Origin of the sequence: Paenibacillus sanguinis 2301083 = DSM 16941, assembly GCF_000374825.1 — a bacterium.
GTDB lineage: Bacteria > Bacillota > Bacilli > Paenibacillales > Paenibacillaceae > Fontibacillus > Fontibacillus sanguinis.
The window spans coordinates 119,488-145,244 of record NZ_KB895382.1 but is presented as its reverse complement, the minus strand read 5'-3'; the positions used below and the strand labels follow the sequence as shown (position 1 = coordinate 145,244).

Below are 25,757 nucleotides of genomic sequence, written 5' to 3'. Positions count from 1 at the left end.
CATTGGATGAACAAAGAATGAGCCAGGTTTGGGTCAATCTGATCCATAATGCCATTAAATTCACCCCTGAGGATGGGCAAATCCGTGTGGAGCTACATTCACGAAAGAAGGGGCTGACCGTGGAGATTTCGGATACGGGCAAGGGCATACCGGAAGAGCATATACAGCGCATCTTTGAGCGATTTTACAAATCAGACCCGACCAGAGAACGGACGAATCAAGGCAGTGGGCTTGGCTTATCCATTGCCAAAAAAATTGTAGACCTGCATGGAGGTAGGATCAGTGTAAAAAGCCAAATCGACAAAGGTACAACATTCACTGTAATTTTGCCAAATGAACAATAGGAAATAAACGGTAAATCTCATTTAAATTCAGTTTACTCGATACTTGTAAGATGAGGCTACAGATACAGATCAATGACAAGTAAGGAGTGCTGAGGATGCCTGAAATGATTTTGACACAAAGTTTAATCAAGCAATATGGCGACAAGATAGTGATCGATGATATTTCCTTGTCCGTGGACAAGGGGGAGATTTACGGTTTCTTGGGATTGAATGGCGCGGGCAAAACCACGATAATCCGGCTTCTGCTAGGTATGGTTTTGCCTTCTTCCGGCAGCGTGTATCTCAATGGGCAAAGGGTAGTCAATGGCGACCCCCACTTATGGGATCATGTAGGCTACCTTGTTGAAACTCCATATGCCTACCCCTCCTTCACCGTAAGAGAGAACCTGGAGATGATGCGCCGACTTAGAAGGCTTCCGGACAAGCGATGCATCGATGAGGTTATGAGCAAGCTTAAGCTGACCTCCTATGAGCATACAAAGGCAAAGAACCTTTCGTTAGGCAATGCTCAGAAGCTGGGACTGGCCAAGGCGCTCATGCATAATCCGAGCATACTTGTTTTGGACGAGCCGACGAACGGACTTGATCCCGCTGGCATCTATCAGGTTCGCCAACTGCTGCAAGATCTGGCACTGAATCATGGCGTCACCATTTTTATATCAAGCCACATTCTGGAAGAGATGTCCAAGATGGTATCCCGCTTTGGTATTATTCATCAAGGTCGGCTGATTCAGGAGGCGAGTGCCGCGGACCTGGACAGAATGCTGAACAAGTATTTATGGGTCGATGTCGATACACCCTCTCAAGAAAAAGCGATGAGGATGCTGACACAAGAGGGATATGATGTTCGGTTATCCGAGCAGGGAGGCCTTGAAATTATGAGCGAAAAAGCCATTCGCCAGCCTGAGCAAATTGCCAAGCTATTAGTGCACGCCGACTTATCGCCTACCTTGCTCAAGGTTGAAGAAGAAAATCTCGAATCCTATTTTCTCAGAACGGTTGGCGTGATCGGAGGTGGTTGCAAATGAAGCATTTTATGTCCACCCTGGGTGTTGAGGTATACAAGTTACGTCGATCGTTAGTACCCTGGTTAACGTTGCTCTTCCTTATATTTATTGTTTCTCAAGAGGTTGGCAAAGCCGACTGGCAGGTCTATCTCCAAGGCGCAACCTATAAATTTGTCATTCTTGGCTCTGTTGGGTTCGGCTTTCTCACCAGCTGGTTGTATGGACGGGAATATGCGGACAGGACGATAAAGGACTTGTTATCTTTACCGGTATCAAGAATTAATCTGGTACTGGCTAAATACGCTACCGTGATTATAGCTTGCTTTCTGATTACTATCGCCGTCTTCATTTACGCACTGGGATTAGGAGCCGTCGCCCAGTTGCCCCATTTCTCATGGAATCTTATAGGAGAAGCCTTGGGGGCCTTTGCCCTGACATCTCTATTTAGCGTGCTGCTATGTACGGTTGTAGCCCTGCTGGCAAGCTTGTCGCGTGGCTGGCTGGCTCCGATCGGCTTCGTCTTCCTGACCTTGATTCTTGCACTAAGCCTGGGGAGCAGTGCAGCAGGACCTTATATACCATGGGCTATGCCGACATTGCAAACCTTGCCTTTCACTTCTCCGGGAAGTGGACTGGCTTCACTGAATTGGATTAGTTACTTGATTCTCGCCGTCACCGGGGCTGGCGGTCTGATCGGTACCATGGCATACTGGCGTTATGCGGACCAAAGGTAATCATTTGTACAAGCAACCAGCTGGTGGAGCTAACCATCATGCGGGCGCGCTCCCGCGAACCATCGACCCGGTCTAGAATCCATTTCACCTTCGTTCCGGAAAAATAAAGGGCCAGCAACAAGCCGGTCTTGGCTCGAAATAAATGGTCATGCTCCGCTGCCTTTGAAGCCTCGCAACCGGGGCCGCCTGTCGCGATTGCCACACAATGGCCGGATAAATCAGTTGCCCTGTATCCTTGTCCCAGACGATGGTGATTTCCCGCTGATTGGCGATGCCAATCCCCGCAAATTGCTTAGGCTTCACAGCAGACTCGGATAGACAGGTGGCGATGACTAAAGAGAATCGAACCCCATATCTCATTGGGATTTTGCTCCACTGAGCCAGGCGTGAGGAAATATTGCGGCAGCTCCCGTTGTGCCAAATGCATAATGGCCCCCGCCTGGTCAAACAGAATGGCCCGGGAGCTTGTCGTTCCTTGATCCAGGGCCATAAATACTTTTTCGTTATTTATCCCTCATTTCCCGACTTCTCGCAGCAGAAATAGCGCTTACGAATGTTTTGCTCCTTACTTTTATATAAAGCAAAGAACCGCCAGTTAACCTCGGAAAGCCTGAACGGCCCTAAGTATGCATCTGACAAGCTAAAGCTTGTTCACACTTGAAAATTTCTCCATAATGGTAATCATCGCTTCCAGCTCTTGCTCGGTCAATACCGACAATTGACGCTTCAGCACTTCGCGTGATTTCTTCTTCGCTTCCTCCAGCACCTCGGCCCCTCGTTCAGTGACCGATAACAACACAGCACGCCGATCTTGCTCATCATGCCGCCGATGTACGTAGCCGTTCTGAACCAACCGGTCGATCATTACCGTAATCGCGCTAGGTTTGACCTCGAGCTTATCCGCCAAGTAGCTGACATTGCAAACCTGCTTTCTAGCAATCAATCCCAACATCTGGAATTGAGGGCCGGTTAGGCCAAGCTCCTGATGGTGCAGCAACTCGCTTTTCATTTTGCGAAATGAATTGCTCCAAGCCACCTCTATCCTTTCAATATATGCATCAAGATCAACCGTCAATGCAATCCTTCCTCTCTCCCACAGGATTCAGCTTGTTTAAGTTTAGTATGCAAAGTTCAAAAATTCAAGGAAACGTTAGATATTCTCTGGACAAAATAGGAGGGGCCCCCTTGAAAATCAATCTTATATCCATTATGATGAAGGCGTAATATAAAAATAATTTTCATGAATAATCCATTTCAAAAGGAAAATTATTTTCATCAGAGAAAATATGTGTTCAAAAAAAGTCGGGTTCTCAGGACCAAGAAGGTTGAATGAAGCTAGGGACTGAGTAGCGGAGCTACACGTTTTCGGAGAAACGACTTCGGAAGCAGGGGTACGTGAGCAACTCAAATGTTTCTGTAAGAAACATACTACGGAAGCCTATGCTTGGCCCGACTGAATTCAAGATTCGATGTCGAATCTACTCTTTGAACCGCTTCGTCCTGGGAAGACGACTTTTTGAACTACTTCTTTTAATATGTGTTCAAAAAGTCGGGTTTACAGGACCAAGAAGGTTGAATGAAGCTAGGGACTGAGTAGCGCAGCGTACGTACTGGGTACGTGAGCAACGGAAGGCCCGACTGAATTCAAGATTCGATGTCGAATCTACTCCTTGAACCGCTTCGTCCTGGGAAGACGACTTTTTGAACTACTTCTATAAGGGGAGGAATGATTATTTCCACACCTATTTTACATGCTGTTTCCAGTCATCTGGCTTCTTTGCCCCCACAGGAACGCAAGCTGGGGGAATACATCTTGCAAGCACCGGCCTCTGTCCTTCGGTTAGGAATTACGGAGCTGGCTGGTACATGCGGCATCAGCCCTTCAACCATTACCCGCTTTTGCAAGACATTCCATTTCAAAGGATTTCCCGACTTCAAGATGAAGCTGGCCGGAGAGCTGGCCCATAAACCTGCCGACAATCATTATCAGGACATCATCGCAGGCAACGATCTACCGAAGATCGTGGAGGCTATGGAAGCAAATCATCTGGCTTCCATTACCGATACCACGCGCCTGCTGGACATGAATCAATTAACCCGAGCTGTGGAAGCATTATGCCAAGCCCGTCGCATCGATTTGTACGGGGTAGCTACCTCTTCAATCGTTGCCCAGGACTTCTCCCAGAAGCTGGTCCGCATCGGCAAGCACTGTACTGCCTTCGCCGATTCACATATGCAGATCACCTCAGCTTCTTCGCTTGGTAAAGGAGATGTGGCCTTGGCCGTCTCCTATTCGGGGGCAACCCCCGAGACCATCGATGCTCTGCGCTGTGCCAAGGATAGCGGTGCACTAACGATTTCGCTCACCCAATATAGCAACAATCGTCTGGCTACCCTTGCGGATATCCCCTTGTTCTCCTCATCACTTGAGGAAGGGATGCGGCGCGGTGACATGGCCTCGCGAATCGCTCAGCTCCATGTCATCGACATTTTATTTACCGGCATGGTCAGCCTTGAGTTCCAGGATTACATTCCAAAGCTTGAACAGTCTTATCAAAATATCCAAAAATATATTGCAAAACCCAAGGAGGACAAAAGCAATGCTGAACATCATTAAAACAAATAGTGAGCAGCAATTTAACGAAACAGGGGCAGGCATCATCGCCAGCCTTCTGCAAACCAATCCTAAGGCGATCCTTGGCCTGGCTACGGGCAGTACCCCGGTTGGTGTCTACGAGAAACTGATTGAACTTTACCGTGCAGGCACCGTCAGCTTCAAACAAGCCAGCAGCTATAACCTGGACGAATATATCGGACTGCCAACGGATCATCCGGAAAGCTATCGCCGTTTTATGGATGAGAAGCTGTTCAACCAGGTCGATATTGACCTTAACAATACGCATGTCCCCCTTGGCAATACTGCTGATCCTGAGCAAGCGGCCCGAGATTACGCCCGCCTGCTGGATGGAGCCGGTCAGATCGACTTGCAACTGCTGGGAGTTGGACATAACGGCCATATCGGCTTCAACGAGCCTGGAGAAGAGCTTCAAGGCCCTCCACACGTGGTTAAGCTGGAAGAACAAACCCGGGTTGCCAATGCACGCTTCTTCAATTCCATTGACGAAGTGCCAACCCACGCGCTGACTATGGGCATCGGCTCCATTCTGAAGGCCAAGCAAATTTTGCTGATGGCCAAAGGTGAGGACAAGGCCGACATCATTGCCCAAGCCTTGAACGGGCCGATTACGACTCAATGCCCGGCTTCGCTGCTGCAAACTCACTCCAATGTTGTGGTCGTTGTAGACCCAGGGGCGGGGAGACATCTGTGATGGAACAACGAACTTTTCAGATTGTGCATGCCAAAGTCGTGACTCCGCAAGGGATCATCGATGATGGCGCTGTTGCCGTCGAGCATGGAGTGATTACCTATGTAGGCTCTACGTCCGGTTTATCCATCAGCGGATTGAACCATAGTGATGTCAAGATGATTGACGCTGCCGGCAGCTACGTGTTGCCCGGCTTTATCGACGTGCATGTACACGGCGGGATGCTGGAGGATTTCTCCAAGCCAAGCGAGCAAGGATTAGATGCCATCACGCGGCTTCATTGCAGTCAGGGCACCACCTCGATGTTAGCCACAACGATGACCCTGCCCAAAGCATCCATCGACGCCGTGCTGGATACAGTGCATCAATATATGGAAGGCGACATGCCCTATGCTCAATTGGTTGGCGTGCATCTGGAAGGGCCGTTCATCAGTCCGAAATGGCCCGGAGCGCAAAATCCCGAGCATGTTGTCCCTCCAAACCGGGAATGGGTTGAAGCCTGGGATCGCAGGTATCCGGGCTTGATCAAGCAGGTGACCTTTGCTCCTGAACGGGAAGGGGCGCATGAGTTGATCGCCTATTTGCGCAAGCAAGGCATTGTAGCGGCAGCAGGGCATACCGATGCAACTTACGAAGAGATTATGTCGGCTCATGAAGTGGGCCTAAATCATTCCGTGCACATGTTCAATGCCATGACACCGCTGCACCACCGCAAGCCCGGCACCGTTGGAGCTATTCTTAGCACACCGGGAATCAGTACGGAGATTATTGCCGACGGCATCCATGTTCACCATGCAGCCATTCGTTTGCTCGCAAGTGTGAAGAACGAGAATAATCTTATTTTAATCACGGATGCCATGTCCGCCGCGGGCCTTGGCAATGGAGACTACATGCTTGGCGATCTGCCCGTTGTAGTTAAGGATAATGTATGTACGCTGAGAGATAGCGAAGGTACCTTGGCTGGCAGCACGCTGACGATGATCCGGGGCTTCCGTCATCTTGTGCAGGAGGTCGGATTGTCAGTCGAACGAGCTTCTCAGGCTGCCAGCGGCAACCCGGCCAAATTAATTCGTATCGAGCACCTGACAGGCTCCCTTGAAACAGGCAAGCAAGCAGACCTGCTGTTGGTTGATAGCGATCTGGAGCTGCGCCAAACCTGGGTGAAGGGACGTCTCTTTGCTGCAAACGAATAAGCCGTTCATTTATCGCTTACAATAAAAGCGCGAGCAGCCGGGTTCAACCCCGTTCTCGCGCTTTTTGCCGACCCTGTTGATTATCGTTGATCCCCGGGGAAGATGCGGTTGATCATCGTTTCAAAATCGTTAATATAGTGGTTTAAAGTTCTGCCGGCACGGCTTTGCATTCCGTAATTTCCAATTTGATCCACAAAATCGGTATTGCCCGATACATAGACATTACGGATGTGCGGCGCTGTTTGCTTAATGGCCGTTGTAATTTGTTCTCTGACATCCTCACCGATGTTATCCACACCCATACCTAAGCCCATGTCACCCATGCCAAGTCCGATGCCATTTTCATTTGGCGACCGGTTGATCATCTCTGTGCCCGTAGTGCCATACATGGATGTATCCCTGTGGCCATTCATGCCCACACCCGGCATTCGATCGGTTGAATTCAGAGCTCGACTCCGATTCATATTCACGCCTTTGCTACCGGCCCCCAGCATGTCCATGCCTGTTCCTTCGTTACGACCGGTATTCATGCCATTGCCATTGTTCTGGCGATTGCCATGCAAAGTCACGCCTACATAAGCGTCATGATCAGTCACGACGACATGTGCCGCCTGCACGCTGCCAAGCTGAGCCACTTTGTTGCTCAATGCCTGGCTATAGCGAAGCGATTGAATCCGTTCCTGCCCATTACCCGTATTTCGCGTATTCATACGCTGATTTCGGTCCATGGAGTCCATTGAATTGATGTTGTAGCCCCGATTGTGGTTATTGCGCAAGCTCTGGGTTCGCATGTTATTGTCCGCGTTACCGCAGCCCGCAATACCGCCAACCCCCGCGACCAATGCTGCCGACAATGATAAATGAACGATTTTGCTTCCTCGCATGTAGTCAACCTCCATCTATAGAATGAATGTATGAGACAGGTCTTAGGATGCGCAAAATTGTCCGCTCATCATACAGGTAAACTTACCCGCACCGTTCCGAGCAAGCAAGCGTACAATAACTACAGAATCGCTTATTTCATCCATGAACAAGAGGAGCTTGCCCATGAAGGTGCTTTTTACGTTTTTTGTCGCCAGCGGGGGCGTAGAAACTTTAAATCGCTTGCGCTGTGTCGCCCTCAGAACGCATGGAATAGAGGGGCATGTGCTGTATCTTCAATCCGGATATGGGCTTGGCAATACACAGGCAGCCAATATTCCCGTTATGATCGCTCCAGGGGATGACCAGCTTATTCGCCAACTGCCGCAATACGACGCGATCATCACAACTTCCGATTATTTATTACCCGGCAGATTACGCCGGCTGGGATACACCAAACCGATTATTTTTGAAATACAGGGCCTGGGCACCAGGGAACAAGCGATGCAAATGCTTCAGGAGGGCTCGGGAGAAATTTTGCGCCATTGCCAGGCTTCGCTTATGCCCCCAACGCCTCATTTGGTTGAATTGGCCTCCATATATTATCCGACGTTACCCAATTACATTTTCCCCAATCTTCTGGATACGCAGCATTTCCATTATAAGTCTCAGCCAAAATATCCTGTGCCGATCATTGGTTGGGTGGGAAGACTGGAGCCAAATAAAAATTGGGAGCTATTTCTGGAAATTTGTTCAAGCCTGATTCGTCGCCGCCCTAAAATAGAAATCTGGTTGTTCTTGGATTATGAGTTGCCTTCAGATGAGATCAAAAACGCTTTCTGGCAATATATTAAGGTGCTGGGTCTACAATCCAACGTCAAATTATTTCCGAATACTCCCAACCAGGAGATGCCCTTCTATTTGTCACGAATTGGCGACTCCGGCGGCCTGATGATCTCTACCTCTACGCTCGAAGGCTTCGGGTATGCTGTCGCCGAGGCTTTGGCATGCCGTTGCCCTGTCTTGAGTACCGATTCAGAGGGGGTCCGGTTCTTTATCAAGCATAACGAAACAGGAAAGTTCTTTCAGTACCCTCGCCTGAATCAGGCAGTAAACGAAGCTATTGAATTGATGGATTATACGGATTTGCGTGAACGTATCCGTAACCAGGGTCAGCAGCATATTAATCAGGGGATGTCGCCACAGCAATATGCCGGGTCCTTCAGGCAAATGTTATCGTATCTTATCCCGGGCTCGTAGGTTCTTCTGATCTCTGACCCTCATGTCTTTTCCTGATTCATCCATTCCTTAAGCGCTAAGCTTTAGATAAATACCTTAATCAAGCCGTATTTTTATATTTGCCCAAATACAACGAAGCTTCCCCTACCGAGTGTGTAGGGGAAGCTTCGTTGTTCGTAGAATCACTTATTCATTCTGGCAAAGCCTTGAGCGCCTCCCCCAGCTTCTGATGGTTGGCTTGCAGACCCGGATCCCCGGGAAGATAATGCAAGGCCTCTTTATTATGATCATATGCTTGGCGAAGCTGACCCAGTTGGGCGTAACACAGGCATAACCGGCTATGTGGAAGCCATGTTCGGGCGGCCGTTTGCACAATTGCATTCCATGCTGACAACTCAGAGGTTTGCAATGCCTGGCTGTACCAATATATCGCTTGCCGCCATTGCTGGCGTTCTTCAAACCACTTTCCCAAGCTGCAACAAATCTCTGATCTGGGAACATCGTAGTATAACGATCGGAGCAAAGCTTGCAATTCCTCCTCGGCCCGCCCCAGCTTGCGAGAGCACTCAGCCAGTCGTGAGCAGGCCATGACCAGATCATCGCGCAAAGCTTCCCCGTCTGCCAGGAAATCCTTGAAATGACCCACAGCCTCCTCATGGCGCTGCGCATCCGCCAGTTCACAAGCCAGATGGAATCGCAACCGACCCTTCAACTCATGCCCGGCCGCGAGCCATCGCTCAATGATATGAAGATTGCGTCTGGAATGCCCTGGTCCAGACGTTCCCCGGTGCGTAATTGCAATATCCGTTAGCAGCCGCTTTCCCGCCGCCACATCTAGATACTCATGAATAATACCGACCCAGCGATAGCCCCGACACCTTCTGACCAGACGATTCCGTCTTGTCATGGCCAAAGGCTCGCCCGAGGTCTCATCCGTCTGGAGAACATAATTCATGATGACGGAATCCACATCTGGCTCCAGATTTTGCTTGAGATCCTTCAGTTTTTCGCGGTTGGCTTCAGTAATGACATCGTCCGCATCCATCCAAAGGATGAATTCCTGGCTAGCCAAGGAGAATGCATAATTTCTAGCAGCCGAGAAATCATCTTGCCAGGCATAATCATAAACCTGCTCCGTGTATGCCCGGGTAATCTCTTTAGTGCGATCTGTAGATCCTGTATCCACGATGATGATCTCCTCAACGAGGTCGCTAACCGACTCCAGGCATACCGGCAGCCGGGCTTCCTCATCCTTGACAATCATGCACAAGCTGACCGTAATCAGGTTAAGAAGCCTCCCTCCTTAAGCATTTGGGCAATCTCTGCCTTCTTCAGCAAGGAAGCGTTGGAGTGGTATTCGGAGAACACAGCCGGGTTCAGGCCGGCATAACGGGCATTCAAGTCATTTGATCCCGGAGGTAAAATAACGAAATATTGATCGCTGTACTGCAAGGTGTACGGAGACTCGTACCGCGAGACCAGCACCTCATGCAGCTTCTCGCCGGGACGAATTCCGATTTCCTTAAACGGCACACGGTGTCCCACGTAGTGCTCTGCCAGCACTTCCGCGATATCGATAATGCGGCATGCCTTCATCTTCATTACGAACGTCTCACCACCGATGGCCGTTGTAGCCGCCTGGAGCAGCAAGTCAATGGCCTGGGTCAATGTCAGGAAGAAACGGGTCATTTCGCGGAAAGTCAAAGTGAGCTCCCGTCCCTCCCGCAGCTGATTGATGAACAGCGGAACAACACTACCGTTGGTTCCCAGCACGTTGCCCCCGCGAATACATGTAAAGCGGGTGTCCTCGCTCAGATCATTCGCCCGGATCATCAACTTCTCACCGATAGCTTTAGTCATCCCGTACGTATTCGTCGGATCAACAGCTTTGTCCGTAGATACGTCGATCACCTTGGCTACTTTCTGGGCAATGCTGGCCCGAATGATATTTTCTGTCCCGAGGACATTGGTCTTCAGCGCCTCTTCCGGCTGGAATTCACATACCGGTACATGCTTGAGTGCAGCCAGATGGAACACATAATCGACACCCTTACAAGCCGCTTCCACGGCTGTATAGTCGCGAATATCACCGATCACGAACCGAAGCTCCCCATGCCCGCTGAACTCCCGTGCCATCATTACTTGGGCATATTCATTTCTTGAGAAAATACGAATTTCCTTTGGTTGCTCCAGCAGTAGCCGACGCGTCAGCGTTTTGCCCCAGGACCCCGTTCCTCCGGTAATCAATATCGTCTTATCTTTGAACATTACCCTACCTTCCTTTCTTCTGTATCATGATCAGGATTTATCCGAGTATTTGAAGTGCCCCGAGGTCCCATCCCCGAGCGCAATGATTTTTGCCTTTCCTTGACGACCTCGCAATGCATTTCTCGTATCGAATACCAACGAAGCATGTGCGGCCACCCGGTCCAGCGGCAATCCCTTATGATGAACAGCCAGCAATACACAATCCGCAGCTGCCAATCGTTCGGTGTCCAGTTGGACCGACGTTAGCTCCAACCCGCTCTCCTGCAAATTCGGAACCAGCGGGTCATGATATTCCACCTGTGCTCCGGCAGCCATGAGCAGTCGAATCATCTCAATGGAACTGGATTCGCGAATGTCTGCGACATCCTCCTTGAAGGTGACTCCCAGCACCATTATTCGTTTACCTTCAAGCATTGAATCCTCCATGGTTTGCTTGATACGGGATACGACATAAGCTGGCATGGAACGGTTAATCCGTGTGCTAGCTTCAATGAAGGTACTATCGGCCTCAAGCTGGCGAGCCTTCCATTGCAAATATAAAGGGTCAACAGGAATGCAATGCCCGCCCACCCCGGGTCCGGGATAAAATGCTGTAAACCCAAAAGGCTTGGTGGATGCTGCTTCCACAACCTCCCATACATTGATGCCCAATCTGTCGCACAGCATCGCAAATTCATTCATGAAGGAAATATTGACGAAACGAAATGTATTCTCCAGCAGTTTAGCCATCTCTGCTGTTTCCGTGGAGGATACGCGTACAACCTTGTGGAATGCAGCCTGATATAATTCTTCTGTACGATCGGCACAGGCCGAAGTAATACCGCTTACGATCTTGGGAATCTCCTGTAAAGTATAACGTCGACTTCCGGGATTCACGCGCTCGGGTGAAAAACCGACGAAGAGTTCCTCCCCTATACGTAGCCCGCTTTGCTCCAACAGGGGCAAAATCACTTCCCGTGTCGTTCCAGGATACGTAGAGCTCTCAAGAGCAACCAATTGCCCGGCCTTCAAATGCCCGCTTATATCTCTGGAGGCCTCTATCAAATAGTCCATATCCGGTTCATGCTGCGGGTTGAGCGGTGTTGGCACGCACATAATGATCGCCTCTGCCGTGGCAATGCTGCTGTATTTCGGACTCACCTCAAGCTGGCGGGTTTGAACATAATGCCTGATCTTCGATTCCGGAACATCCGCGATATAGCTTCGTCCTTCGCTCAGCAGCTTTAGCTTGCTCTCATCCTTATCAACGCCGATGACGTGAAAGCCTTGATCCATATAGGTTTCAGCCAAAGGCAGTCCGACGTAACCCAAACCGACGATGGCTATAGTACGGCTCAAATCTCATCTCCCCCTTCCGTGTTGTTAACCGGTCATGCTGCCCGTATGTTACGGTTTTTGCCTGTTGTCGATGATGGAACGAATCATCTGTAAAAGCTCGCGGGTTCGAACCGCCGTCGTATGCTTCTCCCTGACAAATTCATAGCCTTGGTGGGTAAGCTTGTTCCTTAATGCCTCATTGTTTGGATGAAGATAGAAGTTTACCTTGGCCAGATAATCCCGCGAGGTTATGGCGACATAATGAACGCCGGACCGAAAGCCCAGCTCTGTCAAATCCGGATTCTCAGGTGCAAGCAGCAAGGTATGGCACGCTGGCACCTCAAAATATTTTCGTAGAGGGTAATGGTAAATGGAATCACAGGTCATGAATATTTTCGCTCTGTTCACCTCGGCAGCAAAGCCGGTAGCAACCCTGGCCTGTGCTTCAGAGGCAAAATCGGTATACCCGGGATGATCATAGCTAACAAAGCCCGGTCTTCCCGTCAATGCCGCCTTGATGGTGTGCCGCAGCGGATAGACCTTGCGGTTGGTGGCTCCCATCAGCAGAATGTCGATTTGCTTGCGTTGCCTATAGTCTCGAAATACAGCAGGATCAACAAAATGCGGAAGCCAACGCAGGTGGCCCTTAAATTCAGGGTACCGCCTACGAAAAGCGTGCTGATAAATCGTAAATATATGGGAAGAGGGGAACCGCCGCAGAAATTCCCGGCGCTGCTCCACTTTGCTATGGAGATCATGCATGATCATGCCCCAGGGAACATTTAGGTGGGCGAGTCCTTCAACCGGGGGACAATAAGCAGCATGGAACATATCATTTAACAGAATAAAGTCAGGCTTGACGGGCATGCGCCTAACGATTTCTTGGAGACTTCCGCCTCGATGATCTACAGTTAACAAGGCTTGCTTTTGCAACTCCATCTGCATGTAATAAAAGTTGCGTTCCAGATACTTGCTGAAGTCTCGGGTGATGAACAATAGCTTCAATCGGTTCATCCCATCCAACCCCCCTTTCTATTAAAGGCGGGATTCACCAAGGCTCCACCTAGACGAAAACCGCCCCGGGACAAACCCGAGGCAGGTTTTCTGTTTGTGTTAACCTTGCTGGGCAATACCGGTAAAGGCCTCTGGGCCGTTGCGAATAGCTGTTGTCGCTCCGGAAATATACGATGTGTAGACCGTTTCCGGTGCAGCAGGAGCAAGCAGGTCGGCAGCAACAAATGAGGTAACCTGCGTAGAAGTAGCGCTGGTTACGACTCCGTCCAGGCTAAAGATGACATTGGCGGGAGCAAATGTCGCTCCGCGAACGATATCAATCGTAAATGTGTCTCCTACATCCCCCAATATGCCGATAATTCCTTGCAGAATTATGATTGGATTAGGAACGTTTTGCGTCTGCAAACCGATAATTCCGAACAGCTCAGGAGTATCGGACAGTGGGGTACCCGGGAACCCGGGCTGATTGGAGTTCACGGAGCTTCTGGCATCAAGAAAAACACCCATCTCTTCATTCACCACCTTCTTGTAATCTAGTTCAGGTTATGGTTGAAGAGCGTGTTTCGTATAGACAACTTCCTCAAGGTAACTGCTCATTTTCTGCTTTTCGGGTACAGATGACCTGCTTTATGGCCTCAGGAGGTAGCAATAAGATGGGTTAGAGCCGCTCTATAGCGGTTCTGGAGGAATTGAATTTCTGCTGAAATAGCACTTTGGTGACGCAAGGTTCCCATGCCCCCATGCCTCCGATAAAAGGTAAGCGGAATTTCAACGTAGGGAAAGGGGATACGGGAAAGCAGCACCCGATGCCATAAGTCATAATCATGGGTGTACGGCAACTGCTCGTCAAAGATTCCCACGCGTTGCACCAGACTCCGATGCATCATCACCGTACAGCCGTTCACCGGGTTGCCGCCCAGAAATGTGTGAAGCAAGGCCTGCCATTCCATCGGGGGCATTCCTGCGCCGAATTGGGTTACGTTGCTGTACTCGTCGATATAGCTGAAGTTGGTATGAGAAATAGCCGCATCTCGGGCTTGCATAAATTGAAGCTGCACCGCAATCTTGTCAGGATGAAATTTATCATCCGAGCTGAGCCAGGCGATATATTCGCCAGAGGCATGACGGATGCCATGATTCAGGGCCGAGGCGGTTCCGCCATTGGCTTTGCCCAGATAGTAAATATGATTTCGGTATGGAGCCAGTCTTTCTGCATGCTGGGTCGAGCCATCATCCACGACAATGACCTCGAGATTGGCATAGCTCTGGTCGAGAGCACTTTGTACTGCTTGCTCGATATAGGGACAATTATAGAACGGAATAATGATACTTACTCGCGGATTCATGACGAAGCTCTCCCTTCGTTGCGGCAATCATTCAGTATGTCCCCCAGGGATTGCTCCCAAGTATAGATTGCTTCCCACCCCATATCCCATAGGGCTTGCGGAACCTCGGCGGGCTTCAGTTCAGTTACAGACAGGGAACTCTTTCGGGCAGGATGCAAGACACGAAGGTCTAGCTTCACTGGCGTCAGCTTGGCATAAACCTCAGCCAGTTCCGACAGGCTGTGCTCCTGGCCGGAGCACACAGGATAAATCTTGCCAGCGGTCCCCTGCCTAAGCAAGATCTCATAGGCGTTCACCGCATCTCGCACATCCAGAAAGTCCCGCCGTTCATCCCCTTTTGTCAGCTTGAAGGGAGGAAGCTCCTGTCCACGCTCAACCCCGGCAATGTAACGGGCCAGCAAGGAACAGACTCCTGTCGAAGGCCCTGTGCCAATCAGGTTCCCCGGCTCGGCAACCATCACGTGGAGTCCAAACAGTTCTCCCCAAGCCAGCGCCGCTGCCTCTTGCAGCGCCTTACTCAGCCCGTAAGGATGCGTGGGGGCGCCCTCTGAGCCTAATCCAAATTTGAGCCGCGAGCCAGCAACAAGCACACGAGTTTGCCCTAGTCCGGCAGTATGCAAGCCATCAAGCACATGCAAGGTAGTCATCAAATTGCTCTCAATATACTGAAGCGGTTCGTTCCATGAGGCAGGTACTGAATTCTTCCCACCCAGATGCAGGATATATTGAGGTTGGAGCTGGCCTATCATCTCCCTGACCTGCCGCTTATCAGTCAGATCGCATGAATAATAGCTGACACCGGACATCTCGGAGAGCGGGGCTTCGCTTCGAACCGAGGCGAAGACCCGGTATCCCTGGGAGGCAAAATGACGACAGGCATGCTGTCCAGTAAATCCTGCCGCTCCGGTAATCAGAATTGCAGCCGGATCAGCCATGCTGCTTCATCCACTCTGCCATCTGCTCCAGCATATGGCGGAAGGAAGGGAGAGGAACGGCGACATCGGTCCGGGTATTCACCAGTGTCCGGTTCTGGGAAGGACCGTCGTCCGGCTCAATCTCTACATTCGCTTTACCCCAGATCTCCTTGAATTGCTGAAGCATTTCGTATTTGCTCACAATTTCCGGATGAGCGAGATGAATCAAGCCGGATACCGGCTGGTCCATCAACTGATCTATAGCCTTAGCCAACTGCAGTGTGGTTACTCCGTTCCAGAGAACACGCCGATAACCGGACACTTTCCCTTCCTGACTCATGAACCAATGGAACAGACCAATGCCATGATCGCGAATTTCCGGTCCAATGATGGACGTGCGGATAGTCAAATGTCCCCGGTCATGAACTTCTCCCAGCATTTTGGTCACTGCATACATGGAGGTCCCATCAGGCGGATCGTCCTCGCGGTAATGTCCACGCGCCCCGCTGAACACGCAGTCCGTGCTGATATGGATCAGTCTGGCTCCGGTCTTGTCAGCCAAATGGCGCAACCGATGGGGCAGGAAGCCATTAATATGGTAAGCCGCGATTTTATCCTGCTCGGCGAACTGATTGAGAACCCCTACGGCATTGATCATAATTTGGGGACGAACCAATTGCACTGCATAATCGACGGCAACGGTATCCGTCACATCAACAATCAATGACTCGGTATCGTCAGTATTCCGGGAAGTGTAGAAGACCTGATGTTTTCCTTGCTCGCGGAAATACCGAACGAGGACATGGCCGGCCATACCGGCCCCCCCGAAGATCAATATTTTCATGAAAGAAACCCTCCTCTGGCCAACAGGCCGCGGATCGCTTCCTTATCCATCAGATGATGCTCGGAGCTCAGCTCGCCAAAGTCTACACCAGGCAGGCTGCCATAACGCTCCCGCAAACCGGCGATTTCCAGTGAAGGAAGGATGACCAAATATTCCTCATCATAGACCACGGTGGTCCGGCTCTCGTATTCGCTAAGCAACAGCTCATGAATTCTTTCCCCCGGACGGACACCGGACTCTACCATCGATACCCCGGACACGCCGGACTCCTCAATGATAACCTGCGCCAGATCAACGATTCGGCAGGTTGGCATCAGCATAACGAAGATTTCACCGCCAACGCTTTCCCGCGAGGCCTTGAACAGCAGCTGGATGGCCTCTGGCATTGTGAAGAAGAAGCGTGTCATTTCCATATCCGTAATTGAAATCCGGCGTCTCTCCCGAATCTGCTGCTTGAACAAGTGGATGACACTGCCGTTGGTTCCAAGGACATTGCCGCCCCGCACGCACACGAATCTCGTTTCTTCCTGAATCAAATTGGCATAGACGATCAGCTTCTCCCCAATGGCCTTGGTCATGCCATAGAAGTTGGAGGGATTGGCCGCCTTATCCGTAGAAATATAAAGGACCTTCTTCACCTTGTTCTCAATCGCCGCTTCAATCACATTTTGGGTGCCCACTACATTGGTCTTTAAAGCCTCTCCGGGCTGCTCCTCGCATACCGGTACATGCTTCAGGGCAGCAAGGTGATAGACAATATCTACATGACGACAAGCTGCCGTCAAGGCATCCTTATCACGAATATCCCCAATGCGGAAGGTTAGCCGCTTATCGTCGAACGCCCGGCTCATAGCCACCTGGGCCGCCTCGCCGCGAGAATATACGATGATTTCCTTCGGTTCCTGGGGCAGCAATTGCCGAATGAGTTCATGGCCCCATGAGCCCGTTCCCCCAGTCACGAGAATGACTTGGTTTTTAAGCATTCAGTTTCCCTCCAAGTACGAATTTGACCACCTTTTCCGATACCTTCTTCTCCAGATAGCCGTCAGGATATGGCCATGAGCGTTCCATTCCCTCCATCATTTTGGCTGCGGCTGCAATGGCCTCGGCATTTACGCCGGAGACGACGTTGCTGCCGCAATCCACTGTCTCCGGGCGTTCCGTTGTCCGGCGGATGGTGACCGTGGGGACATGCATGATACAGCACTCCTCCTGCACCGTGCCGCTGTCCGTCAGCGCACAGAGGGCATGCTTCTCCAGCTTCACAAAATCAAAAAATCCAAAGGGCTCATGAAATTCTACCAGAGGATGCATTTCCAGCTTCAAGTCCCGTTCAATCCGCGACCGGGTGCGGGGATGAATACTGCAAATCATCCGTAGCGAGGAAGCCTCTGCCACCTTGTTCAGCCCTTCCATAATGGCATGCAGGGACTCTGGCCGATCCACATTCTCTGCCCGGTGAGCAGTAACCAGAAAGTACGTCCCCTCGCTTAGTCCCAAACGTGTCAAAATATCACTAGCTTCAACCTGTGAATCATAGTGCTGCATCACTTCATAAATGGGATTGCCCGTTAACACGATTCGCCGCCCCGGTACACCTTCGGCAATCAGGTGCTGCTTGCTTTGCGGTGTGTATGGCATATTGATCGTAGACACAGCATCGATGATTTTCCGGTTCTTCTCCTCCGGCACATCCAGATCAAAGCAGCGGTTCCCCGCTTCCATATGAATTACCGGATAACCCAGGCGCTCCGCCAGGACTGCGCATAATGCGCTGTTGGTATCCCCCAGCAGGAGAACCCGATCCGGCCGTTCCCGCTCCAGAAGCTGCTCCATCTGGGCGAACATAGCCGAGAGCTGGGTGCCCAGCGTTGTTTTGTGATCCTGAAACACATAGTCCGGCTGTCTCAGACCCAACTCCTGAAAAAAGACATCGCTCAGGCTGGCCGTGAAGTTCTGTCCCGTATGGACCAGGACATGCTGGTCGGCCCACTGGTCAAGCAAAGGTATGATCAGACTTAACCGGATAATCTCCGGCCTGGTTCCGAGTATCGTCATGATCTTCACATTCTCATCTCCTTGCAGACTTGTGACGCTTGTTTCTACGTCTTGATCCCACACTGGAAGACCTGCGCCGCCGAGCCGCAAGCCGCTGCGTTCCTCTGCGGCTTCGCTTGCGGCGGGCCGTTATGCCCCGCTGCGTGCTTCCCTTCCCTCGGCGCTGCCTCTTCAGCGCTCCGCGTCGCTTGGGACTCTTATTCAGCCGAATCCCCTTGCCCAATATAGGGAGATTATTTCCAGCCGATTCCTTTGCCCCTGATTCAATAGCTCGAAGCGCCACTTCATCCAGCGGAGGCTGCTGCGGTTCGGGCAGCGGAACAACGCTGCCGTGCAAGCCGTTCATTTGCTCGACTAATCCCAACAATCTGTCATCATAAGCCGAAGGTCCAAAAATCGCTTCGGACTGAGCGCGATTGCTCTGTCCGACCTCCTCCGCCAGCCCCGGGGAAGATAACAACTGCGCAGCCCGCGACGCCAGTCCCTCCCAATCCCGGGTAGCCGCCAGATAAGAGGCATTACCTGTCGCCTCAAGAATCTCCTTCAACCCTCCGGAGGCGTATGCCACAACCGGCTTGCCGAAGACCATCCCTTCCAGCGCTGTCAGCCCAAAGCCTTCCTGGGCAATAGGAGGAACGATAACCAGATCCATTGCAGCAAATACAGCCTCAATCCGGTCTTGGAAGTTGGCGAATATAAATCTATCCCGATAGGGGGAAGCCGAAACCATATCCTGCAAACTACGGTAAAATTCATGATGCATTTCGGCACCGATGATGATGAATTTCGCATCACTGAATGAATCGGCCAGTTGGAGGGCAGCTCGCAGAAAGTGATCGGCTCCCTTCTCAGGAATTAGGTACGAGGAGATATAGCCAACCAGCCGCTCCGCGGGCTTCACCTTCCATAGTCCACGCTTATGCCGCCGCAGATAATACCACGCCTCCGGATGGATATCCTCGGGATTCCAGGAGGGATACAGCAGCAAGGTTTTGCCCTCCGCTGCGCTGCCCTGGAATGGATGCAGTACGGCTTTGGAAATCCCGATGACCAGGTCGCTGTACCGATCAATAATGCTTACTGCCTCCGCCGTATGTTCGTTCTGGGCAATGACCTCGGTAATCTGCCATGCCACTGGAATACCAAGTTGCTTGGCAGCGATGGCCGGGGAAACGTTGACACTGGTATTCACCAGCACCAGATCCGGGCATTCCCTGGTGAGCAGGTCAACCGTATGCCGAACCGGTTCGCTCCAGGCCACGGCCGAGGCCAGACCTGACAATCCGGCATGCGGAGAGCACATTCCATAGAGCAGCCCGTTATCGCAAATGATCGTCCGTATGCCATAACGCTTAGCCTGTACGGTCAGGCTCCCCTGCCGGGGAACCACAATCGTGCAATCGTAATGGGCCTGCAGCTTCCTTGCGCAGAAGAGCAGCAGCTTCTCAGCCCCTGTTACATTCCTGATATTGCAAACATGCGAGAACAACAGCAGTTTTCTCTTCCCCGGCACCCTCGCCCTCTCCTTCGCTTGATTGATATGAGCAGACGGCTCCCCCATAAATCCGCTCATCCTTAAGTGCGGGTTGATGGGGGAATTCCGTTATCCAAAAATCACCGTCAGCATTTGATTCAACCGATTGGCATAGGTATGATCCTGAAGTGTCCGATCAAGTGCCCGCAGCGCAATTTCCCTTCTCTCTTTCTCATGGGTCAGATAGAATCGCACCTTATCCACCAATTCATCTGCTGTTGAGAAGGTCTCAATCTCCACACCCGGAGTATAGAAGGAAGCCAGATCATCCCGTGCATCCACCAGTTGCAGTGTTGCACATGCCGAAATTTCAAATGTTCTCGGGTTAGGTGATGCGGCCAAAATACCCGCCCCGTTGTGGTTAACATCTTCCTCAAAAGGAGAACGGTGAAGGTTGAGTACAATTTTGGTTCCGCTATAGACCTTCGCCGTCTCTACCGGCCCCATCCACTTGTTAAGCTCAATCCGGTCAGCATATTGCGAGAACTCCGGCAGGCGATCCCACCAGATTCCGTTAATCAACAGCCCTTGCTCGATCAGTGCAGGCATGACCGGACGCAGAAAATGAACTCTATTCCAATACGCAGAGCCAATAAACCCTAAATTGCGACGTATCGGTGACTGAATCAGTGTAGGACGGTAGTGCTCTGTATAGGCTGCAAAAGGCAAATAATGCACATTGGGGGAACCTGCCGCCCGGTAAGGCTCGATGCAATTCCGTTCCAGCGTAAATACGTAATCATAGTGCGGGCTGATCGCAATCGTCATATCTGTATAGTAGGGATCATCTGTAAACCAGATGGCTGTAGGAACTCCCATCGCCCGTACAGCATCGATGTAGTCGGTCGGCAATTCCAGACCGTCCAGGGCCAGCAGCAGGTCCGGCTTATGCAATGCTGCCAGCTCCGGGATGGAATCGCTGGGGGTGCCAACGATCAGTTCGGTTGTTAAGCCTCGTAGCGTAGTTATGATGGCCTCATCGATCGGAGAGTAAGGGAAGCCCTTGCCAGAGCCGATGTACAGTACTTTCTTCTGCCTGACCGCAAATGCGGGGCGCTCCCGATTCACGAGAACATTAGCCCTGCCTCTAAGATATCCCTCATCAAATCCGGCGACGAGTCCATCTGCTCTCCCTCTTTCCGCCGAAGTTAACACCTGATTGACATGTACTGTCGCTTGCCCTGTGAGCATAATGTCACTCCTTTTTTATAAGTTCCAAGCTAATTTCTCATCGCCGTCTCCAGGAGCCGGCTGATCCGATCGGTATACGTGTGCGCGCTTCTCGTCGTCCAGAGAGATCGCCAAGCAATAATTCGCCGTTCGTCTTCATGCTCCAGATAGTAGCTGATTTTCGATTCCAGTTCTTCCGCGTTCTGGAATGTCTCAATATCATATCCGGGACGATAGTGGGAAGAGAGTTCATCGCGAGCATCAGTAATCTGGAATGCGCCGCAACCGGCAATTTCATAGGTTCGAGGGTTGATGGACCCTCCGGGTAAATTCAGTCCGTTCCGATTGTCCTGCCCCGCCTCTGTCGGACGGTGGATGTTCAATACAATTTTGGCTGCGTTGTAATAACTGACTGTTTCCTCTGCTGGAAGCCACCCCTGCCGTATCCAATGCGATAGTTCCTGGAAATGGGGCATGCGTTCCCAATGCCAGCCCGCAATCAGGACACGACGATTCTGGAGAAATGAGCTCAAGCGTTCAAACAGCTCGACGCGGTTCCAGAATGCATTTCCGACAAAGCAGACATCATAACGGTGCTCTGGCTTCGCCGGCACAGGACGAAATAACCTCGGGCTTACAGCCAGCGGAAGATGATGCACCTCGGCACATCCGATGGAACGATACAAGGACACGCATTCGATCTCATGGGTGAAGATGACATCGTAGCAAAGAGCCAAAGCCACCGTGTCGTCGGTAAAATAGGGATCGTCCACGAACCAGACGGCCGTGCGAATACCCATGCTGCGTATTCGTTCCATCTGCTGGGGATGATCCGCTGGGAAGACATGCAGCGAATTCATGACCAGCACCAGATCAGGGCGATAGCGCTCTGCTTCCTGCACCATCATTTCCGGAGAAGCTACAATGCACTGCTCCGTCAACTCTGTTAATGCTTCCTTAACTCCTTCGTCAATAGCTTCAAATCCTTGCGGAACGTACAGCACCCGCAAGTTCATCCTGGGCCGAACAGCAGGAGAGACCCGCTGCAGCACGGCCTGACAGCCACCATAACGATACCCCTCGCCGTACCCGGCAGAATAAGCATCACCGGTGTGATTTTCCTCATCCTTCATCAAAGTTCTTCATCCTATCCTTGTGGATTCAAACTATGCGTTTTTCCTGGGTCTTAATAAATATATGCTGAGGGGGCACGTGCATCATGGACGACTACCCGCCCGCCTGATAAATTGGCGAATGCCCTCTTAGTTCGAATTAATGAAAGAATGGCACATTATTTAACCAACTTTTCCATGCATGGCAAAAAGCCTCCGCTAACACGGAAGCTAGGCAATTTGGTATGTGAAGTAAGGACCTCAACAAAACTTTAGGTTTCATAATCTGAATCAAAACCAAAACCAGAGGTTGACATGATCCATTCGGGAGCAAATCAAAAACGAATATACCTCTAACGGGAAATCCTCATGTTAATTCGCCTATATTTCACCAAATATCATATATAACGGGAAATCCTCATGTTAATTTGGGCTTTTTCCCAAAAATCGACCATTTCATCATGATTAGCAGGAGGAAATCCATATAAATCCCCGATTTCTGGCGATTTGAGCCATTTAACGGGAGTTTTCCCCTATAAGTGCGTGTTCAAAAAGTCGAATTTTCAGGACCGAAAGGTTGGATGAAGCCAGGGACTGAGTAGCGGAGCTACACGTTTTCGCAGAAAACGACTTCGGAAGCATGGGTACGTGAGCAACTCAAATGTTTCTGAAGGAAACATACTACGGAAGCATAGGCTAGGCCCGGCTGAATTCAAGATTCGATGTCGAACCCACTCCTTGAACAACTTCGTTCGGGGAAGACGACTTTTTGAACAACCTCTATAATAAGAAGAGGAATACCCGAATAGAACCTGGGAACCAGCGGTACTCAGCGAATTCTTGGGATACGTGCAATTCGCCTCATAAGTCTTGCTAACGATCAACTGCTAATTTTTAGATTGAGCCCATAATCTACACGCAAAAACTCTTAAATTCGTACAGAAGTGAGAATGAATCTTCATATTATAGAGAAACAATATAGCTAAAGCCCAACTCTGGCCTTTTCTGCTTTCTATTCATGAATAATATTTATAACCTCGGATATTTCCTCGTTTAAAGATGACATTAGTGTCGCATAATCAGATTGGATGATAAAGTTCTCAGGAGAGCTTGTAATATTATACAAAGTCATGCTATCTGAAGAACCTAAAGATAATTTATCGCATATCTTCTTAAGCAGTACTCTTATTTCCACCCAATCTTCAGGAAGTTCTGTGTCATAGCGGTAGGTATCGAAATAGTTCTTTAGCTCGTTTATCATACCAACTAAGTTGTGATTTATTGCTATTTAGAACAATAGACCAACTACAATAACTTTAACGAAAGTGATTAATTTTCATCACCTGTATTTCATTTGATAACACCAGAATTAATGTTACCGTCATTACTTCGTAAAGAAGTAGCAAAGTTAATTATGGCTATATAAATTGGAAATACAATCGAAGTAATTAATATTACAAGTCCAACCCCTCCGAGGGGTTTTTCTTGCGGATTGGTAATTGGATAAAGAGATGCAAAAGACAAAAGGAAAATTAAGAAATAAGGAATCCAAAGTACTGTAGTGAAATACTTTATTTTACTTTTTCCAAACTGACGCTTTGTAAGAAAGTAACATAAAAAAGAAGCCGCAATAAAAATAATTACGATCAATAAATTAATATATATATTTACGTTTATGATTCCGGTGATTCTTTCAATGCGGTAAACATTTACCATCAGTTCCGTTTGAACGAACAATATGAGGGCATACAATGCACTTAACCCATTAAGCCTAAAAAAAGTTAACATAATGCCACCTCCATTCATTTACCAGCAGTTCCTTGTACGATGCACTAGCGAGTCCAAATTCACCTTAAAATAAATATTAAACGATCATACATAGCTAAGGCTACCAAACCATAAACGGTTGGCAGCCCTGAGTTCTGATGATTTACATTTTTGTTACAGCAGCTTGGGTTAGATTTGCTCCTTGTACGCCAGCTTGTGCCCGTCCTCAAAGCCCTGGGCAAAACCTCCGTTAAAGCCCTCCTGATACGCGTCGTTATAGGCTTGATCGTAAGCGGCTTGATCATGAACTATCCCCTCATTGGGGTCAGGTTCGACAACCGGCTCCTTCACCGGCAATTGGCGAGCCAGCCCTCTGCGACGGCGTCTCAGCTTACCTTTTCGGCGGCGTGAACGGAGTGTCGGGCGCAGCTTGCTGCGCTTGCGGCGGGCGACGCCGATCTTTCTCCCCCGCTTTAAAGCCAATCTCCGCTTCTTTCCCGGGCGTCCTTTCTTCATCACACGCGGCTTCACCCGGCGGGTCCGCCGGGATTTTGTTTTGGCCATTACCTGTTCCTCCTATTCTCCTCGGGCAATATTGTGAGCTGCATAGCAAGTGTCCGTAATCCACGGCGATGAAGGAGTTCCATAATTGATGCGATGGAGAGTCAACCCGCAGACGGTACGGGCCATCGCTTCCTGATGCTTCGTCAAAATCTCGATGTTGGCGGCAAGGTGCCTGGCGGTTTCCGGCGACCCTTCCGCTACCTCGGCCATACTGCCGAGAATGCGAGCCATGGCGACCTGACTCCGGCTGATCGAATCAATCAGCCGAAGTTTGGCTTCTTCGTGAAGTTCAAGCGGCAACCTCATTTGCTCGAATCCTCCAGATCAAATCCCCCGCCAAATAAATCGCCAAATCCGCCTCCCAGGTCGCCATCACCGCCCGTATCTTCCTCCTCGGTGGCCAGCACCGTTTTCAGATTGCTGTAAAGCCCATTTTGCAATTTGGTCAACCCTTCAACCATTTCCACAAGCTGCTCATGAACGTCCAGCGGATCGGACAACTGCTTCTCATGTTCGTCATAATTGGCCTCTACTACATGATTGAGCACCCAGTTGCGCACCTTCTCCGCTTCGACCGCCTTCGCCTCCAAAATCATCGCAATATTCCATTGTATTTTGGCGGCTGCATCCAACATGTGCAGATAGGCCTGTTCCCTGCTCATGGCATCATACCCCGCTTCTTGACATCACTCTTCGTCATGGGTTTTCAATTCCTTCATTACATAACCCAGGTTCTCGGCCATGGCTTCCTCCAGATCGGCAATCGCATTCAAATAAGAGATTACGCTCTTATTGACGCGACCTGAATTCTCCAGTACACCGGACATTCCGGCAAAGGCCGGACCGGCATCCGGAATAGCGTGAACAATCTGCGCCATACGTACCGCAACCTGTCGTTCGGCATCGATCATTCGCGCCATGTGCTGGTGGGAGTGGGCCATATGAACAATAATCTCCGTAATCTTCTGCTCCACCCTGATTCCTCCTCTATGGACGGACTGCCCAGCTTGGTACCCTGCATTAGCATATGCCGCTGCAAACCGGTGCGTTCCTGGGAAATCCCTCTATAAGAGGTTGTTCAAAAAGTCGTTTTCTGCGAAAACGTGTACCTCCGCTACTTACGTCCCTGACTTCATCCAACCTGA

At 50.3% G+C, this 25,757-nt stretch carries 27 protein-coding genes and 1 pseudogene; 7 read left to right on the top strand and 21 right to left on the bottom strand.

The window, feature by feature from the left end:
- Positions 1 to 17 precede the first annotated feature (17 nt).
- The 3 genes from C557_RS24200 to C557_RS0112850 all read left to right on the top strand — a co-directional run bounded on the left by C557_RS24200 (position 18) and on the right by C557_RS0112850 (position 2,085).
- Positions 18 to 344, top strand: a complete 327-nt coding sequence (locus tag C557_RS24200) for a sensor histidine kinase (RefSeq protein WP_018752282.1) — start codon at positions 18 to 20, stop codon at positions 342 to 344.
- 95 nt (positions 345 to 439) lie between these two features.
- Positions 440 to 1,372 (top strand): ABC transporter ATP-binding protein, encoded by a 933-nt coding sequence (locus C557_RS0112855; protein WP_018752281.1) that lies wholly within the window; start codon positions 440 to 442, stop codon positions 1,370 to 1,372.
- Positions 1,369 to 2,085, top strand: coding sequence for an ABC transporter permease (locus C557_RS0112850; protein ID WP_018752280.1), 717 nt, complete (start codon positions 1,369 to 1,371; stop codon positions 2,083 to 2,085). The genes C557_RS0112855 and C557_RS0112850 overlap by 4 nt, the downstream gene beginning before the upstream one ends.
- Before the next feature lie 43 nt (positions 2,086 to 2,128).
- Here the strand turns inward: C557_RS0112850 and C557_RS24480 are convergent.
- Positions 2,129 to 2,575: pseudogene (locus tag C557_RS24480) on the bottom strand (FGGY family carbohydrate kinase); the annotation flags it as partial.
- A gap of 150 nt (positions 2,576 to 2,725) precedes the next feature.
- Positions 2,726 to 3,160: a MarR family winged helix-turn-helix transcriptional regulator gene (locus tag C557_RS0112840; RefSeq protein WP_018752279.1), complete on the bottom strand. Its 435-nt coding sequence runs from the start codon at positions 3,158 to 3,160 to the stop codon at positions 2,726 to 2,728.
- Between the two features lie 651 nt (positions 3,161 to 3,811).
- On the opposite strand from C557_RS0112840, the gene C557_RS0112835 reads away from it, so the two are divergent.
- From C557_RS0112835 to nagA, 3 genes are read left to right on the top strand one after another with little or no spacing between them, the layout of a single operon-like run.
- On the top strand, positions 3,812 to 4,702 hold the full coding sequence (locus C557_RS0112835) for a MurR/RpiR family transcriptional regulator (RefSeq protein ID WP_018752278.1): 891 nt from the start codon (positions 3,812 to 3,814) through the stop codon (positions 4,700 to 4,702).
- Positions 4,686 to 5,414 carry a glucosamine-6-phosphate deaminase gene (gene nagB / locus C557_RS0112830; RefSeq protein ID WP_018752277.1) on the top strand — a complete coding sequence of 243 codons (729 nt, stop codon included), beginning with the start codon at positions 4,686 to 4,688 and terminating at the stop codon, positions 5,412 to 5,414. The genes C557_RS0112835 and nagB overlap by 17 nt, the downstream gene beginning before the upstream one ends.
- Entirely contained in the window at positions 5,414 to 6,604 is a 1,191-nt protein-coding gene (gene nagA, locus C557_RS0112825; protein ID WP_018752276.1) for an N-acetylglucosamine-6-phosphate deacetylase, read from the top strand. The genes nagB and nagA overlap by 1 nt, the downstream gene beginning before the upstream one ends.
- 80 nt (positions 6,605 to 6,684) lie before the next feature.
- Here nagA and C557_RS0112820 read toward each other — a convergent pair whose 3' ends face one another.
- Positions 6,685 to 7,488 (bottom strand): YhcN/YlaJ family sporulation lipoprotein, encoded by an 804-nt coding sequence (locus C557_RS0112820; RefSeq protein WP_018752275.1) that lies wholly within the window; start codon positions 7,486 to 7,488, stop codon positions 6,685 to 6,687.
- Positions 7,489 to 7,651: 163 nt separating this feature from the next.
- Here C557_RS0112820 and C557_RS0112815 point away from each other — a divergent pair, with 163 nt between their 5' ends.
- Positions 7,652 to 8,725, top strand: coding sequence for a glycosyltransferase family 4 protein (locus tag C557_RS0112815; protein ID WP_018752274.1), 1,074 nt, complete (start codon positions 7,652 to 7,654; stop codon positions 8,723 to 8,725).
- Positions 8,726 to 8,894: 169 nt separating this feature from the next.
- Here the strand turns inward: C557_RS0112815 and C557_RS0112810 are convergent, their stop codons facing one another.
- The 18 genes from C557_RS0112810 to C557_RS0112725 form a co-directional block, all read right to left on the bottom strand.
- A complete protein-coding gene (locus C557_RS0112810) occupies positions 8,895 to 9,968 on the bottom strand; it encodes a glycosyltransferase family 2 protein (protein WP_018752273.1) in 1,074 nt (357 codons plus the stop codon).
- A 17-nt stretch (positions 9,969 to 9,985) separates the two neighbouring features.
- The gene (locus tag C557_RS0112805) at positions 9,986 to 10,972 is read right to left on the bottom strand and encodes a polysaccharide biosynthesis protein (protein ID WP_018752272.1); all 987 of its coding nucleotides are present in this window, start codon (positions 10,970 to 10,972) and stop codon (positions 9,986 to 9,988) included.
- Positions 10,973 to 11,002: 30 nt separating this feature from the next.
- Complete coding sequence (locus C557_RS0112800; protein ID WP_018752271.1) at positions 11,003 to 12,310, bottom strand: nucleotide sugar dehydrogenase; 1,308 nt, start codon at positions 12,308 to 12,310, stop codon at positions 11,003 to 11,005.
- Between the two features lie 48 nt (positions 12,311 to 12,358).
- Complete coding sequence (locus C557_RS0112795) at positions 12,359 to 13,303, bottom strand: glycosyltransferase (protein ID WP_018752270.1); 945 nt, start codon at positions 13,301 to 13,303, stop codon at positions 12,359 to 12,361.
- Between the two features lie 99 nt (positions 13,304 to 13,402).
- The gene (locus C557_RS0112790; RefSeq protein WP_018752269.1) at positions 13,403 to 13,810 is read right to left on the bottom strand and encodes a hypothetical protein; all 408 of its coding nucleotides are present in this window, start codon (positions 13,808 to 13,810) and stop codon (positions 13,403 to 13,405) included.
- A 128-nt stretch (positions 13,811 to 13,938) separates the two neighbouring features.
- Positions 13,939 to 14,649, bottom strand: a complete 711-nt coding sequence (locus C557_RS0112785; protein WP_018752268.1) for a glycosyltransferase — start codon at positions 14,647 to 14,649, stop codon at positions 13,939 to 13,941.
- Positions 14,646 to 15,584 (bottom strand): NAD-dependent epimerase/dehydratase family protein, encoded by a 939-nt coding sequence (locus C557_RS0112780; protein ID WP_018752267.1) that lies wholly within the window; start codon positions 15,582 to 15,584, stop codon positions 14,646 to 14,648. The genes C557_RS0112785 and C557_RS0112780 overlap by 4 nt, the downstream gene beginning before the upstream one ends.
- A complete protein-coding gene (locus C557_RS0112775) occupies positions 15,577 to 16,407 on the bottom strand; it encodes a dTDP-4-dehydrorhamnose reductase family protein (protein ID WP_018752266.1) in 831 nt (276 codons plus the stop codon). Before C557_RS0112775 ends, C557_RS0112780 begins: the two co-directional genes overlap by 8 nt.
- Positions 16,404 to 17,390, bottom strand: a complete 987-nt coding sequence (locus C557_RS0112770; RefSeq protein ID WP_018752265.1) for a polysaccharide biosynthesis protein — start codon at positions 17,388 to 17,390, stop codon at positions 16,404 to 16,406. The genes C557_RS0112775 and C557_RS0112770 overlap by 4 nt, the downstream gene beginning before the upstream one ends.
- Entirely contained in the window at positions 17,383 to 18,474 is a 1,092-nt protein-coding gene (wecB, locus tag C557_RS0112765; RefSeq protein ID WP_018752264.1) for a non-hydrolyzing UDP-N-acetylglucosamine 2-epimerase, read from the bottom strand. Before wecB ends, C557_RS0112770 begins: the two co-directional genes overlap by 8 nt.
- A gap of 4 nt (positions 18,475 to 18,478) precedes the next feature.
- Positions 18,479 to 20,026: a glycosyltransferase family 4 protein gene (locus tag C557_RS23530; protein WP_018752263.1), complete on the bottom strand. Its 1,548-nt coding sequence runs from the start codon at positions 20,024 to 20,026 to the stop codon at positions 18,479 to 18,481.
- Between the two features lie 42 nt (positions 20,027 to 20,068).
- Positions 20,069 to 21,190, bottom strand: a complete 1,122-nt coding sequence (locus C557_RS0112755; RefSeq protein WP_018752262.1) for a CgeB family protein — start codon at positions 21,188 to 21,190, stop codon at positions 20,069 to 20,071.
- 29 nt (positions 21,191 to 21,219) lie between these two features.
- On the bottom strand, positions 21,220 to 22,302 hold the full coding sequence (locus C557_RS0112750) for a CgeB family protein (protein WP_018752261.1): 1,083 nt from the start codon (positions 22,300 to 22,302) through the stop codon (positions 21,220 to 21,222).
- A 1,329-nt stretch (positions 22,303 to 23,631) separates the two neighbouring features.
- Positions 23,632 to 24,069: a hypothetical protein gene (locus C557_RS0112745; protein WP_018752260.1), complete on the bottom strand. Its 438-nt coding sequence runs from the start codon at positions 24,067 to 24,069 to the stop codon at positions 23,632 to 23,634.
- Between the two features lie 168 nt (positions 24,070 to 24,237).
- A complete protein-coding gene (locus C557_RS25465) occupies positions 24,238 to 24,612 on the bottom strand; it encodes a hypothetical protein (RefSeq protein WP_018752259.1) in 375 nt (124 codons plus the stop codon).
- Positions 24,613 to 24,624: 12 nt separating this feature from the next.
- Positions 24,625 to 24,918 carry a hypothetical protein gene (locus tag C557_RS0112735; RefSeq protein WP_018752258.1) on the bottom strand — a complete coding sequence of 98 codons (294 nt, stop codon included), beginning with the start codon at positions 24,916 to 24,918 and terminating at the stop codon, positions 24,625 to 24,627.
- A complete protein-coding gene (locus C557_RS0112730) occupies positions 24,915 to 25,274 on the bottom strand; it encodes an alpha-helical endospore appendage domain-containing protein (protein WP_018752257.1) in 360 nt (119 codons plus the stop codon). Before C557_RS0112730 ends, C557_RS0112735 begins: the two co-directional genes overlap by 4 nt.
- 24 nt (positions 25,275 to 25,298) lie before the next feature.
- Complete coding sequence (locus tag C557_RS0112725; protein ID WP_018752256.1) at positions 25,299 to 25,586, bottom strand: hypothetical protein; 288 nt, start codon at positions 25,584 to 25,586, stop codon at positions 25,299 to 25,301.
- Positions 25,587 to 25,757: the final 171 nt, after the last annotated feature.

What these genes read in the sequence shown, in the direction of transcription:
- C557_RS24200 (WP_018752282.1), top strand. Translation starts at nt 18, where the DNA reads ATGAGCCAGGTTTGGGTCAATCTGATCCATAATGCCATTAAATTCACC.
- C557_RS0112855 (WP_018752281.1), top strand. Translation starts at nt 440, where the DNA reads ATGCCTGAAATGATTTTGACACAAAGTTTAATCAAGCAATATGGCGAC.
- C557_RS0112850 (WP_018752280.1), top strand. Translation starts at nt 1,369, where the DNA reads ATGAAGCATTTTATGTCCACCCTGGGTGTTGAGGTATACAAGTTACGT.
- C557_RS0112835 (WP_018752278.1), top strand. Translation starts at nt 3,812, where the DNA reads ATGATTATTTCCACACCTATTTTACATGCTGTTTCCAGTCATCTGGCT.
- nagB (WP_018752277.1), top strand. Translation starts at nt 4,686, where the DNA reads ATGCTGAACATCATTAAAACAAATAGTGAGCAGCAATTTAACGAAACA.
- nagA (WP_018752276.1), top strand. Translation starts at nt 5,414, where the DNA reads ATGGAACAACGAACTTTTCAGATTGTGCATGCCAAAGTCGTGACTCCG.
- C557_RS0112820 (WP_018752275.1), bottom strand. Translation starts at nt 7,488, where the DNA reads ATGCGAGGAAGCAAAATCGTTCATTTATCATTGTCGGCAGCATTGGTC.
- C557_RS0112815 (WP_018752274.1), top strand. Translation starts at nt 7,652, where the DNA reads ATGAAGGTGCTTTTTACGTTTTTTGTCGCCAGCGGGGGCGTAGAAACT.
- C557_RS0112810 (WP_018752273.1), bottom strand. Translation starts at nt 9,968, where the DNA reads ATGATTGTCAAGGATGAGGAAGCCCGGCTGCCGGTATGCCTGGAGTCG.
- C557_RS0112805 (WP_018752272.1), bottom strand. Translation starts at nt 10,972, where the DNA reads ATGTTCAAAGATAAGACGATATTGATTACCGGAGGAACGGGGTCCTGG.
- C557_RS0112795 (WP_018752270.1), bottom strand. Translation starts at nt 13,303, where the DNA reads ATGAACCGATTGAAGCTATTGTTCATCACCCGAGACTTCAGCAAGTAT.
- C557_RS0112790 (WP_018752269.1), bottom strand. Translation starts at nt 13,810, where the DNA reads ATGGGTGTTTTTCTTGATGCCAGAAGCTCCGTGAACTCCAATCAGCCC.
- C557_RS0112785 (WP_018752268.1), bottom strand. Translation starts at nt 14,649, where the DNA reads ATGAATCCGCGAGTAAGTATCATTATTCCGTTCTATAATTGTCCCTAT.
- C557_RS0112780 (WP_018752267.1), bottom strand. Translation starts at nt 15,584, where the DNA reads ATGGCTGATCCGGCTGCAATTCTGATTACCGGAGCGGCAGGATTTACT.
- C557_RS0112775 (WP_018752266.1), bottom strand. Translation starts at nt 16,407, where the DNA reads ATGAAAATATTGATCTTCGGGGGGGCCGGTATGGCCGGCCATGTCCTC.
- C557_RS0112770 (WP_018752265.1), bottom strand. Translation starts at nt 17,390, where the DNA reads ATGCTTAAAAACCAAGTCATTCTCGTGACTGGGGGAACGGGCTCATGG.
- C557_RS23530 (WP_018752263.1), bottom strand. Translation starts at nt 20,026, where the DNA reads ATGGGGGAGCCGTCTGCTCATATCAATCAAGCGAAGGAGAGGGCGAGG.
- C557_RS0112755 (WP_018752262.1), bottom strand. Translation starts at nt 21,190, where the DNA reads ATGCTCACAGGGCAAGCGACAGTACATGTCAATCAGGTGTTAACTTCG.
- C557_RS0112750 (WP_018752261.1), bottom strand. Translation starts at nt 22,302, where the DNA reads ATGAAGGATGAGGAAAATCACACCGGTGATGCTTATTCTGCCGGGTAC.
- C557_RS0112745 (WP_018752260.1), bottom strand. Translation starts at nt 24,069, where the DNA reads ATGTTAACTTTTTTTAGGCTTAATGGGTTAAGTGCATTGTATGCCCTC.
- C557_RS25465 (WP_018752259.1), bottom strand. Translation starts at nt 24,612, where the DNA reads ATGGCCAAAACAAAATCCCGGCGGACCCGCCGGGTGAAGCCGCGTGTG.
- C557_RS0112735 (WP_018752258.1), bottom strand. Translation starts at nt 24,918, where the DNA reads ATGAGGTTGCCGCTTGAACTTCACGAAGAAGCCAAACTTCGGCTGATT.
- C557_RS0112730 (WP_018752257.1), bottom strand. Translation starts at nt 25,274, where the DNA reads ATGAGCAGGGAACAGGCCTATCTGCACATGTTGGATGCAGCCGCCAAA.